Here is a 13,566-nt window from a genome sequence, read left to right as displayed (position 1 = left end):
TTTATTTTATGAATACATCCCACGAACCTTAGTCAATTTGGCTTTCCAAGTGTCTAGTTGCTTTTTATGGTTGTCAATATTTTTATGTACCTCTTTTACTAATGGATTATCTTCTTTTACATTAGAGAAAAACTGTAAATTATTTTCTAACTGATTAATCTTAGCTTTTACTTCACTAATTTTTTTACGGATAAAATTTTGTTCGTTATCCAATAATCTTGTATCATCAGAGTTGGCTAAGTTTTCGAGTTTACTTTCAAACTTTATCATCTCTAATTTAGACTTATCCATTTTTAGTTTATCAAAAGCATCATCAATGGCTTTGTAAAATTTACCATCAATATAACGTTTGTTCTGTGGTACATACCCAACGTCTTTCCACTCAGAAATTTTAGCTTGTAAAATTTGTATATCAGCTTTTGGATCTTCGGATAACTCTAAAGCTTTCAAACCGTCTAGAAGTTTTGTTTTCTTATCAAATGCATCATATAAGTGCTGATCTTTAGCTTTACGTTCAGCATGCATTCTATCAAAATAGTGATTACAAGCTCCTTTAAATTGCTTCCATATTTTATCACTATCACGTCTTGGGACGTGTCCGATTTTTTTCCATTCATTCTGGATTTTCTTCATCAAAGGCGTCACAGTTGTGAAATCTTCACTGTCTTTATTATCTTCTGCTATTTTTATTAAATCCTTTTTCTTGCTTAGGTTTTCGTATTGATCTTTTTTTAACTCTTTATAAAATTTATTTTTACCACGATTAAAAGTTCTAACTGAATCTTTGAATTTTGCCCAAGTTGCTTCATTAACTTTAAGAGGTACTTTACCAGCATTAAAGAAATCTTCACGAAGTTGCTCTACGGTCTTTATTTTTTTCTGCCATATACTATGAGAACTTGTAGAATCTTCATTTACAGCATTTATTTGTGCTATAATTTCTTCTTTACGTTCAAGGTTTTTTTCATGGGCTTTATCCATATCCGCATAATAGGCTTGGCGCTTATCATGTATTGTTTTAGTTGCCGCACTAAAACGTTCCCAAATGACTTCTCTATGCGCTTTACCTACAGGTCCAAGTTCTTCTTTCCAAAGTTTATGTAGGACTTGTAATTCTCTAAATGAACGATTAGTATTCTCATCTTTTGCTAACTCTTCAGCACGCTCAATGATTTTTAGTTTTTGGTCTAAGTTGTGTTTAAAATCCATGTCTCGCAAATCATTATTGAGATGCAAGAAGTCGTAAAAACGTTCTACATGATGATGATATGTATTCCAAGCATTATTATACTTATCTCTTGGTATAGGACCAGCATTACGCCATTTTTCTTGTAATTCTTTAAAAGTTTTATAGGTTGTACCCATGTTTTCTTCAACATTAAGTAAACCTTTTATATCCTCTATAATTTGTAATCTGTTTTCAAGGTTTTGCTTTAGATTTTGTTCGCGATCCTTGTAATATGAATTTATAGATTGTTTGTATTCTTTATAAAGAGAGTTGAATAACTTCTTAGTATCATTGATATAGTAAAAATCGATTTCTTTACCACCTTCATTGATGAACTCTTCTTTTTTCTCATCAAGAAGCGCGCTAAATTTAGAATTGAATTCTCCCTTAATTTCATTAATATGCTTAGAAATTGTTTGAACCTTTTGATGCTTTAAAAGCATATTGAATTCAGTTACTAACTGATCCATAGTCATTGCATGGTAATCTTTTTCTTCAAGCTCGTGACGTTCAGCGTTTGACTCATCTTCTGCATCTTCTGCATTAGAGGCTTCAATCTCATCTACATGATCTATTTTTTCAGCTTCCGTTTCAGGTTTTTCTTCAGCATCTAATAGTTCAGATGTTGTTTCCAATTCAGCTTCAGTTTTTTCAACTTTAACTTCAATTACATTTTCAAGTTCATTAGTTGTTTCTTGTGTAGGAGCAGTCTCTTTAGATTCTACTTCGTTTTTTCCGTCTGCTTCTAGCAGGTTATCATTCTCAGACATATGTCATGTTTTTTGTGCGAATATAAAGATAGTAACAAATGCCGAAATATATTCGGAAATACCTTTATCACTTATGTTTTTATAAGAATTTTATGACTTATTCCAAATTTCCCATGATTTTTCTGCCTGTAATCGAAGCATTTCTAGCCCATTAATTGTAGAAGCTCCTTTCATATCTCCGCAACTAAGAAACTTTGTTTGTTCAGGATTATAAATGAGATCATATAAAATGTGCTTGTCAGTAATGGCTTCATATGGGATATCTGGACATTCATTTACATTTGGAAATGTGCCAATAGGAGTACAATTAATAATTATGTTGTATGTTGAAATAATCTCGTTTGTTAAATCTGAATACAAAAATTTCACACCTTCCTTTTCAGAACGAGACACATAATCATAATCAATCTTCAGTTTTTTTAGAGCATATGCTATAGCTTTAGAAGCACCTCCAGTTCCTAATATTAGTGCTCTTTTATGGTGCTTTTTTAAATACGGTTTTAATGAATTTTTAAACCCATAATAATCTGTATTGTAACCAATCAATTTTTGATAGCGTGTAATTCTAATCGTGTTAACAGCCCCAATTTTTTTAGCACGTTTATTTATATCATCAAGTATTGGCATAACTTCCTCTTTATAAGGAATAGTAACATTAAGACCTTTTAAGTTCGGAGTGCTTTTAATAATGCTATCAAGCTCATTAATAGATTTTAAATCGAAATTAACATAGGTGTGTTGTAAATTTTCTGATCTAAATTTATTAGCAAAATAGCTTCTAGAAAAAGAATAAGAAATATCTCTTCCTACCAGTCCAAATTTAAGCTTTGATTTGTTTTGTCTGTCGTCCATACCATTCTAATCCTAAAACTATCAGGATTCCTAGGGCAATATAAGCAATTGCAATATAAGTTTGGGTGTTGAATTCTGGAAAAAAACGTGTGTAATTTTCAATGATTTGCTTTCCAGTAGAATCTAAAAGAAATGAACCGTCTTCCGCAATTTTGAAATCGGTTCTTTTCCATGGCCAAACCACACCAAGTGAACCAATAATAAAACCAACTATGGTCGCCATGGTAATACTTTTATAATGTTTTAGTATGTAGTTAAGAATATGAGAAAAGGTAACTAAGCCAGCAACTGAGCCTAAAGTAAAAACTGCTAAAACCTTTAGCATTCTCATACGTACTTCATTCTTAATGAACTCAAAATCTCCTTTAAAAACATCAAAAATTGAATCATAAAGCGCATTTACTGAATCTACAAGAAGCAAGACATAATTACCTAATAAAATAAGAATAAAGGACCCGGAAAAACCAGGTAATGTCATGCCAGATACACTTATGATTCCACAGAAAAACACAAATGATAAGTTGTCATTTTCCATTGCAGGATCTAGAAAACTAATACTTATTCCCACTACAGCTCCCAATATAATGGCAGTAATTGTGTTTCTATTCCAATCCTTAAAATCTTTACTGATGTAGTAAATTGAGCCTAAAATCATTCCGAAAAAAGTACTCCAAACATAGAGTTCGTAATTAACAATAAGGTAATTGAGAATTTTAGAAACACTGAAGTAACTAACAACCATTCCTAAGAATAATAATCCTAAAAATTTACCATTTATATAACGATAAAAACTTTTGAAACGACCATTAAAGAAGAGCTTGAACGCGGTTCTATTAACGCGTTGTAAAGAATAAATAAATTCTTCGTAAAAGCCAGCAACAAAAGCAACAACACCTCCTGAAACGCCTGGTACTTTATTTGCAGCTCCCATAGCCAAACCCTTTATGACCAAGAATATACGATCTTTTAGGTTTCTTGTGCTATGCATTAGGCTTTACTTTTTTGTTTTCCTAAGTTTTCTAAAATAAGTATTGCTGCAAAACCTATAACTATAAATGTTAGAGCCATAAGTATTTGGTTATCTCCGCTGTAAGATGATGGAAGAATACTTTTATCTAGTAAGGTTACAGTTTCCCCTTCAGAGTTTACTCGTGTTTTTAAAACTTCTTTCCAAGGCCATATTTTATTTAGTGACCCAATCATAAAACCAGTCAATATAGCTAAGGTCAAATTCTTTAGATGTTTAAACATCCAGTTTAAAGTTTTCGAAAAAACTTTTAACCCAATTACTGCTCCTATAGCTAAAAGGAAAAATTTTAATAATGCATCTTTAAAAAGATCCATATTTCCCGTGGTCAAGCCTTCTATTAAATTATTAATGGTGTCAATTGCAGTTTGATATGCGCCTAATATTAATAAAATAAATGCACCAGAAACACCAGGTAAAATCATAGCTATTATTGCTATGAAACCACAAAACAATAAATATATTGAGCTATCTGGTGAAGCAAATGGTTCTGCAAGAGTTATAAAATACGATAGGACTGAGGTCAAAATAATAGCCAATAAAATTTTTAAAGACCAATCTTTTATTTGTTTTGCGATATATAATATGCTCGCTAAAACTAATCCAAAAAAGAATGACCATAATAAGATTGGTTCATTGTGTAATAGCCATTTTATTAATTTGGCTAGAGATAAAATACTTATGGTTATACCAGAGAATAGTGCCAATAAAAAGTTGCCATTTATAGAGTTCCATACGGTTTTAAAGCCCTCTTTTTTCCATACTTTAAAAACTCCTAAACTAACTTTATCAATGCTTTCTATGAGTTCTTCGTAAATACCTGAAATAAAGGCAATTGTTCCACCGGAAACACCAGGAACAACATCTGCAGCTCCCATAGCAATGCCTTTAAAAGTTATAATTAAGTAATCTAAAAATCGTCTTTGCATTCTTTTAAGAAATAAGAAGTGCTAAGGTATGGATTTTTTTAGTTGGAAGTCTTTTTAGAATCTGAAATTATAGCTCTAACCATTGGCTTATCTCCTAAATTTGGGAATAACTCTGAAATAATAAAACTATAATCGATATTTAATCTTACTGCATTTTTAAGGTGAAAACGACCTTCTTCGATTTGATGTAATGAAAAGTGTAAACCACCAAGTCTATATTCTATTTCAGCATTTTCTGGGTAAAACTCAGCTGCTTGTATTAAATTGAAAATAGAAGCTTCGTATTCTCCCAAAGCAATTAAAATATCTCCACGATCAAGCCAAGTTTCTAGTTCGTAATTACCTAATTCTAAAGTACGTTTATAACCGCGCTCAGCTTCTTCAAGGAAATTTAAGCGCTTATTTACTGTGGCATATAACTTCCAATATAAAGGGTTATCTCCATCAATGTTTACAGCTTTTTTTATATAATATAATGCCTTCTGATAGTTTAAACGTTTTGTATAAAACTTAGTAATAGAAATCCAGCCTTTATCTAATAACGGATCTTCATCTACCGTTTTTTTGAAAAATTGTATTGCTAAATCTTCTTGTCCAAGCTTTTCAAAGCAATGCCCAATTCTTAGTAATGCGAATGAAGTTGGGTCATCTAATGCTAATGTTATTTTGTAGTTTTCAATAGCCTCATCATAGAGTTTTAATTTCTCTAAAACCTTGCCTTTTTCTATATAAGCACCTACAAAAGTATCATCAGATATAATTGCAAAATCAAAAGCTGCATTTGCTTTTCCGTAATCTTTTATAGTGAAATATTGTTTACCTAATTGATGCCAAGCAACTTCACAATAAGGATTGTTGTCTAAAAACTCATTAAGATACGTTATAGCTTCGGCATTTTTATTTAAAAAATCGTAACAATAGACAATATTATGTAGTGCAGAATAATCTGTTCTATCCGTTTCTAAACACTTCTTAAAATAAACGATAGCATTATCAAATTGATCTAAGAATAAGTACTCCATACCAACTAAAGCATATAGATCTCCATCAGTTTCTGGTGTATTAGACATGCTTATAGCAATTAGAAGCGTGTCTATTGCCTGTTGATGCAAGTCTTGTTTTGACAATACATTGGCTTTCTGAATAAAAATTTCTTCGTTTGCAGGTTCTAAATCATGAAGTTTATCTAATACATCATCAGCCTCTGAGAATTTATTTTCTATAACTAGTATTTCAACCTGAAATAATCTAAGATTAATAGATGTCGGATGTTGTTCTAAACCTAATTTTATGGCTCGTTTTGCTAAGGCAATTTTACCATTTTCAAGATAGTGGTGAATAATGTTTTCGAATTCACTAGAATCAAAGAACAAAATATCATTTGTCTTAAGCATGGATTCGAATCTGGTAAGCGGAAAATTTTCGTCGTCGTGACTGTAATTCATATAGCGGTTTAATCATTCACTAGAATAAAATTACTCTTATGATTCGCTCAATTTCTGTTTTTGATGTAATGTTTTTAACAAAATAATTAACATTGAATGATTACCTTACTTAAGGTAAATTATTAATTGAAAATCAACAACTTAAGAGAGTTGTCTTAATGTTATATTGAATCTAAAACTGTAGTAATTATTTGACAACCTTTTATAATTTCTTCTTTAGAGATTGTCAATGGAGGTGTAATTCTGATAGCCTTGGGCTCAAAAAGCAACCAAAAAAGAATTAATCCTTGGTCTTGACAACGCAAAATAATAGTATTTGTAATGTCTGCATTATCTGTTATTGCAGCTAACATTAGTCCACGACCTCTTATAGATTTTATATGTTTATGGCGAAGATGTTGCCTAATTAATTGTTCTTTTTCTATAGCTTCAGCCATTAGATTAGATGCTGTAATTTCTTTTAATGTCGCTAAAGCTGCTGCGGCAATAACAGGATTTCCACCAAAAGTTGTAATATGACCTAGCTTCGGATTATCGCTCAAACAGCGCATCATTTCTTTAGAGGCTGTAAAGGCTCCAATAGGTAAACCACCTCCTAAACCTTTACCAGTTACAACAATATCTGGTTTACAATTATAATTCTCAAATCCGAATAATTTACCTGTACGCCCAATGCCTGGCTGAATCTCATCTAATATAAAAACTGCTCCTACAACGTTACATCGCTTTTGTACTTTTTGTAAGTAATCGTTTGTGGGTTCAATAAAACCTGCACCACCTTGTATAGTCTCTAAAATAACTGCAGCTGTTTTCTCTGTGATATCGTTAAGACACAAATCACAATTAAATTTAATATGTCTTATATCGGGAATTAGTGGTGTAAAAGGTTGCTTTCGCTCTTCATAATCCATGAGGCTTAGAGAACCCATTGTATTTCCGTGGTATGATTTTTTTGCAGCAATAATTTCTGAACGTCCTGTGTAGCGACGTGCTAATTTTATACTACCCTCAATAGCCTCTGTACCAGAATTAACTAGATAAGTCGTTTCTAACGGTTTTGGCAAATGTTGAGCTATTAATTTAGACAATTCAACCGCAGGTTTTTGTATATATTCTCCATAAACCATAACATGGAGATATCGATCTAACTGGTCTTTCACAGCATTCACAACCTTGGGATGTGAGTGTCCTAAACTGCATGCAGAAACACCAGCTACAAAATCTAAATATGGTTTTCCTTTAGTGTCATAAATATAAGTGCCTTTCGCATGACTAACTTCCATAGCCAATGGATGTGGTGTAGTCTGTGCTTGATATTTAAAAAAGTCGTTTTGCAATTACTGACCGTTAGTTTCGTCTTTATCTTTTACTTCCTCTACTGCTTTTACCTTAGGTTTTAAAGGCATAACAGTGTGTTTTTTTGGTAAGCTTCGTGCTGCTTTATTTGGTTTGTTAGGTGTTTCTTTACCAGCTTTATCGACACGTTCATTTACACTATCATCTACAAAGGCTTCAGGTGGCACGTAATCTTCAAGGCCTTTTATTATAGGTAGTATCAATGGTGGATCATCTTTAAATAAATCATCAACTGACCTTGGCCTTTCTTCACCTCTCCAATCAAAACCTCTTAATTTTCTACCACTTTTAGGAAACATGGAATCTGGATATAGTTCACCATCAATTTGCTGAATAAGTCGAATTTCTTGTATGGCTTGATCTTCAATTTGAATATTAATACTTCCAGATTTAGATTTATTAATACCAACTAATTCATTTTCCGCATTTCTAGAATAATATATTACTTCTGCATTTTTAATAATATCAACATTGTAGAGTGCATTATCTCTGAACAAACCAATAAGTCGCTGGCCTTTTATTTGATTAAATCCACCACTCAGTGTGTCTTCTCTTACTATAAATGCATTATTAAATACTTTTAGAGAATCTAATTTCTCAGTTTCAACATTAGAAATTACGTGTATAGTATCTCCAGTCATTTGGTTTCCTAAATTCCAAAGTACTGGCTTTCGTTTTGTTGCAAAGGCGTCTTTAGAACTATAACGACTTAGGTTGAGCATTTGCATCAATCCTGTTTTATGGTTTACATGTATAGAATCGGATTTTCCCGCTAAATCACTTTTGTAAATTCTTGCATTAAAAAAGGCACGTGTAATACGATGGTCTTGTTTGCCAGTTACCAATAAAGTATCAGCATGTATGTAAACAGAATCTTGTTCTTGTACTGTTATGGCTAGTGCTTTTTTTGTAATAAAAAGGGAATCTTTATCACGCCAAACTTCTGCATAATGCCCTCTAACCACACTTCTGTTAATCGAATCAGTAACGGTTATATTATTGGTAGCTGATGCAAAACTTTTGTTTCTATCAAAATAAAGGCTATCACCAATTACGATTCTATTATCATAATCAATTTTAGCATTACGTTGAAAATAACCTACATCATTATTGGTATTATAAAAGCCACGCTCACAATAAATAGTACTTGTTTCACTTTCAATAGTAGATGGTCCGAAGAGGTATGCATGACCATTTTCTGTAAAAAAATCTAGACGCTCTGTATTTAGAGTATATTCTGGATTGACCAGAACAACATCTTGTGTGAATTGATATTTTTGAGAGTTCATGTAATAACGACCAACTTGGCTAGTTATAGTTCCTGAAGAATCTCTTACAACCTTCCCTCTAGTATTATAATAGGCTTGTTGTCTATTTCTATCAAAATATAACTTATCTGTAGTTAAAATAGATTGTGGTTCCGTTAGCACCACATCACCTTTAGCAAAAGCAAGTTGGGTTTTACCACTATATTCTAAATATTTGGCGACCATATTAATAGAGTCACCTTGTTTCATTACTACATTGCTGAAGGCTTCGATAAAATCTTGATCTTTATAATAAATGGCTTTATCACACCACATATTTACACCTTTGTGAATAAAATGCACCTGTTGCATATCATCTCTAAGGAATATTTGAGCACCATCTTCAATTTCTGGATCAGAATAGCCAGTACCAGCATATTCTATAGTAATTTTCTGTTTTTCTTGAGCAAAACAAAAAGAAACAATACTAAAACAGATGAGAAAAAGTAGATTCTTAAAACTATTCAAAGCCATATATTTTTTACAAAATAACATTTATAGGTCTGCTTTAGTATGAGTTAACAGTTTTTTTAACAGAATCTAAAAACGAAAGCTTATATCGTCTTGCGAACAATTGTCTGCTTACGATCTGGTCCTACAGAAACTATTGTAATGGGAATATTAAGCTCTTTCTCTAAAAACTCAACATAAGCATTTAAGTTTTCAGGTAACTGTGATGCTTCTGTCATACCTGTTAAATCTGCAGCCCAACCTTTTACCTCTGTATAAATTGGAGTGACGTTTTCTGCTTCAATATTATATGGTAAATGTGTTATCTCTTCACCTTTATATTTGTAAGCAGTACAAACTTTTAAGGTTTTAAATCCTGAAAGCACATCGCCTTTCATCATAATTAATTGGGTTACACCATTAACTTGACAAGCATAACGCAAAGCTACTAAATCTAACCATCCGCAACGTCTTGCACGACCTGTAGTTGCGCCAAATTCATTACCAACACGTCCCATAGTTTCACCATCTTCATCAAACAATTCTGTTGGAAATGGACCAGAACCAACACGTGTAGTGTAGGCTTTAAAAATTCCAAAGACTTCACCGATTTGATTAGGAGCAACTCCTAAACCAGTGCAAGCTCCAGCTGCTGTGGTGTTAGAGGATGTCACAAAAGGATAGGTTCCGAAATCTATATCTAATAAAGACCCTTGTGCACCTTCTGCTAAAATAGATTTTCCCGAGTTTTGTGCTTGATGCATAAATTCTTCAGAGTCTATAAACTTTAAAGATTTTAAAGTTTCGATAGCAGCGAAAAAATCAGCTTCTAATTCTTTTAAATCGTATTGTATATCTACGTTATAGAAATCAATCATAGCTTCGTGCTTATTAGCTAAAGCCCTGTATTTGTCTTTCCAATCTGCTAATTCAATATCACCAACTCTAATACCATTTCTACCAGTTTTGTCCATGTAAGTTGGGCCAATACCTTTTAGTGTAGAACCTATTTTTGCTTTGCCCTTTGCAGCTTCACTTGCCGCATCCAATAAGCGATGCGTAGGTAAAATAATATGCGCTTTGCGCGATATGCAAAGGGATTTTCTATAATCAACATCTTGCTCATCTAACTTATCTAATTCCTTTTTAAAAATAACAGGATCTATAACTACACCATTTCCAACAAGGTTTACAGTATCATCATGAAAAATACCAGAAGGAATTGTGTGTAATACATGCTTTCTACCATTAAACACCAAGGTGTGCCCAGCATTTGGTCCGCCTTGAAAACGTGCAATAATATCGTAGTTAGTGGTAAATACATCGACAATTTTTCCTTTGCCTTCATCTCCCCATTGTAATCCAAGTAGTAAATCTACTGCCATTTTTAAAAATTAGTTAGTCTTCTTTTTTACGATTACCGTAAAAATATAGTGAATGATTAGTTATTTGAATATCAAAGACCTCTTCTATGGTCTTTTTAATCGATTGAATACGTGGATCACAAAACTCAATAACTTCTCCAGTATCAGTTAGAATAACATGATCGTGGTTTTTATCGAAATAAGATTTTTCGTAATGAGCTTGACTTTGTCCAAATTGATGTTTACGGACTAAAGTACAATCTAAAAGTAATTCTATAGTATTATAAAGTGTTGCTCTACTTACACGATAGTTTTTGTTTTTCATTTTAATATATAGAGATTCAATATCAAAATGATCTTCACTATCATATATTTCTTGAAGTATAGCGTAGCGCTCAGGTGTTTTTCTGTGACCTTTCTCTTCTAGAAATTGAGTAAAAACGCGCTTTACAATTTCTTGATTACTTTCTTCTGTAGTTGCATTCATAATTAAGGCGTAAATTTAAGTAAATTTTATAGTATATGACTTATAAAAATCAGCATTAAAAGCGAAAGAAATCAACACATTTATTAAGATTGTTAAGAACCTTTGAAAATCGTATTATACTCTGGTAACTTTATCGATTCCATTAATCTCTTTAAGCTTGTCAATCAACTTTTTTAACATGGTTTGGTTCTTTACCTGAACTGTAATCTTACCAGAAAACACTCCGTCATCACTAGAGAAACTAATGCTCTTCATATTAACATGCATATTTTGAGATATAAGATTTGTAATATCATTTACTAAGCCTAAATTATCAATACCAGATAATTTTATTTGCGACGTATAAACCTGTTGTGAGGAATCTATCCATTTGGCTTGTATTATTCTATAAGCATAATTTGATTGAAGACTTAATGCATTTGGGCAATTTTTCTTGTGAACTTTTATACCATCATTAATAGTTACAAATCCAAACACTTTATCACCAGGAATTGGATTACAACAATTAGACAAGGTATAGTTGAGTTTTTCTTCTTCTTTACCAAAAACCAACATGTCATATTTAGAGGTAATCTCTTCTTTATGAATATCTTTTGGTGTTGTAGGTTTGTATATTTTATTTTTAAAATAACTAACAAAAGCATTACTTCTTGAGGCAGCAAAGGCTTTTAATTTAGTGTTGTCAATAGTACCTATACCAACACGATAAAATAAATCTAAAGAAGTATTTAATTTAAAATAACTTACTAATTCATTTACTGATTTTTCGTTAAGTCCAATTTTAAGTTGTTTCAATTTACGTCTCAAAATTTCTTTACCTTCCTCAGCGATGAGTTTAGTGTCTGCATTTAATGCCGATTTAATTTTGCTTCGAGCTCTAGCAGTGGTTGCATAATCTAACCAATTGGCATTTGGTTTTGCACTTTCAGAGGTCATTATTTCTATACGATCTCCGCTTTCTAACTCCTGGCTTAGAGGTACTAATTTTCCATTCACTTTTGCGCCTCTTGTTTTCATACCAACTTCAGTATGAATACTAAAGGCAAAATCAAGTGGAGTAGCACCTTTAGGTAAGGATTTTAAATCACCTTTAGGCGAAAACACAAAAATTTCTTTAGAATATAAATTGAGTTTAAATTGTTCTACAAAATCAACAGCATCAGCTTCATTATTTTCTAAAGCTTCCTGTAGTCTATTAATCCAAAGATCTAGATTATCTTCTTTATCGTCTTTGTTTTTGTATTTATAGTGAGCAGCATAACCTTTCTCGGCTATCTCATTCATTCGATCGCTACGAATCTGAACTTCAACCCAACGACTTTTTGGACCGACTACTGTAATATGAAGTGCTTCATAACCTGTAGATTTAGGCGATGAAATCCAATCTCTTAATCGAATAGGATTAGGTGTAAAATGATCTGTAACAACAGAATAGATTTTCCAAGCTAAAAATTTCTCGTTGGCTAAATCCGACTTATAAATAATTCGAACCGCAAACTTATCATATACTTCATCAAAAGAAACACCTTGCTTTACCATTTTTCGCCTTATACTAAATATGGATTTTGGACGACCTTTAATTTCGTAGTTTAAACCTTCTTTAGTTAATGAATTTTCAATAACTTTTGAAAATGATTTTATGTAAACATCTTGTTCTTCCTTACTTTCTTTCATCTTCCCTAAGATGTCATTATAGACCTCTGGTTCGGTATATTTAAGTCCTAAATCTTCGAGTTCAGTTTTAATATTATATAAGCCAATTCTATGTGCAAGAGGGGCATATATGTATAAAGTCTCTGATGCAATTTTAACTTGTTTATCTCCTCGCATCGAATCCATAGTCTGCATATTATGCAAGCGATCTGCTATTTTTATAATGATAACACGGACATCGTCATTAAGCGTTAAAAGCATTTTTCTGAAATTCTCAGCTTGTAAAGAGACATCCATGTCTTTCTTTAATGATGAGATTTTGGTTAAACCATCTACAATTCTAGCGACAGTTTCTCCAAAGAGTTGTTCGATATCTGCAATAGTATAATTGGGATTATCCTCAACCACATCATGGAGTAATGCAGCTGCAATAGACGTAGCATCTAAACCAATTTCTTGAGCTACAATTTTAGCTACTGCAATAGGATGGAAAATATAAGCTTCGCCAGACTTTCGTCGTTGGTCTTTATGAGCATCAACAGCAACTTCAAAAGCATGACGAATTAATTTTTTATCATCTGCAGTTAAAGTCTGATAGCTTACTTTGAGTAACTCTTTGTAAGCTTTAGTAATGGCTTTATTTTCTTTTTCTATGGCTTCTGGAGTCATAGAACTAAAGTAGTGAAAGCTATTTAATG

Annotated in this window: 10 protein-coding genes; all 10 read right to left on the bottom strand. The window is 32.2% G+C overall.

The features are described 5' to 3' along the window. Positions 1-6: 6 nt before the first annotated feature. The 10 genes from WPG_RS01380 to WPG_RS01335 all read right to left on the bottom strand — a co-directional run bounded on the left by WPG_RS01380 (position 7) and on the right by WPG_RS01335 (position 13,537). Entirely contained in the window at positions 7-1,998 is a 1,992-nt protein-coding gene (locus tag WPG_RS01380) for a DUF349 domain-containing protein (RefSeq protein WP_045468393.1), read from the bottom strand. Positions 1,999-2,088: 90 nt separating this feature from the next. After that, positions 2,089-2,850 (bottom strand): shikimate dehydrogenase family protein, encoded by a 762-nt coding sequence (locus WPG_RS01375; protein WP_045468390.1) that lies wholly within the window; start codon positions 2,848-2,850, stop codon positions 2,089-2,091. After that, on the bottom strand, positions 2,819-3,838 hold the full coding sequence (locus tag WPG_RS01370) for a DUF368 domain-containing protein (RefSeq protein WP_045468387.1): 1,020 nt from the start codon (positions 3,836-3,838) through the stop codon (positions 2,819-2,821). The genes WPG_RS01375 and WPG_RS01370 overlap by 32 nt, the downstream gene beginning before the upstream one ends. Then, complete coding sequence (locus tag WPG_RS01365) at positions 3,838-4,806, bottom strand: DUF368 domain-containing protein (protein WP_045468384.1); 969 nt, start codon at positions 4,804-4,806, stop codon at positions 3,838-3,840. The genes WPG_RS01370 and WPG_RS01365 overlap by 1 nt, the downstream gene beginning before the upstream one ends. Positions 4,807-4,844: 38 nt before the next feature. Further along, a complete protein-coding gene (locus WPG_RS01360) occupies positions 4,845-6,251 on the bottom strand; it encodes a tetratricopeptide repeat protein (protein ID WP_045468380.1) in 1,407 nt (468 codons plus the stop codon). A gap of 161 nt (positions 6,252-6,412) precedes the next feature. Then, complete coding sequence (locus tag WPG_RS01355; protein WP_045468376.1) at positions 6,413-7,588, bottom strand: aspartate aminotransferase family protein; 1,176 nt, start codon at positions 7,586-7,588, stop codon at positions 6,413-6,415. Next, entirely contained in the window at positions 7,589-9,388 is a 1,800-nt protein-coding gene (locus WPG_RS01350; RefSeq protein ID WP_045468373.1) for an OstA-like protein, read from the bottom strand. Positions 9,389-9,468: 80 nt separating this feature from the next. After that, a complete protein-coding gene (locus tag WPG_RS01345) occupies positions 9,469-10,749 on the bottom strand; it encodes an adenylosuccinate synthase (RefSeq protein ID WP_045468369.1) in 1,281 nt (426 codons plus the stop codon). Positions 10,750-10,762: 13 nt separating this feature from the next. Beyond that, positions 10,763-11,215, bottom strand: coding sequence for a Fur family transcriptional regulator (locus WPG_RS01340; RefSeq protein WP_045468366.1), 453 nt, complete (start codon positions 11,213-11,215; stop codon positions 10,763-10,765). A 114-nt stretch (positions 11,216-11,329) separates the two neighbouring features. Then, a complete protein-coding gene (locus WPG_RS01335; RefSeq protein ID WP_045468364.1) occupies positions 11,330-13,537 on the bottom strand; it encodes a RelA/SpoT family protein in 2,208 nt (735 codons plus the stop codon). Positions 13,538-13,566 lie beyond the last annotated feature (29 nt).

The sequence above is a fragment of the Winogradskyella sp. PG-2 genome (assembly GCF_000828715.1).
GTDB lineage: Bacteria > Bacteroidota > Bacteroidia > Flavobacteriales > Flavobacteriaceae > Winogradskyella.
This window is presented reverse-complemented; position numbering and strand designations above follow the sequence as displayed.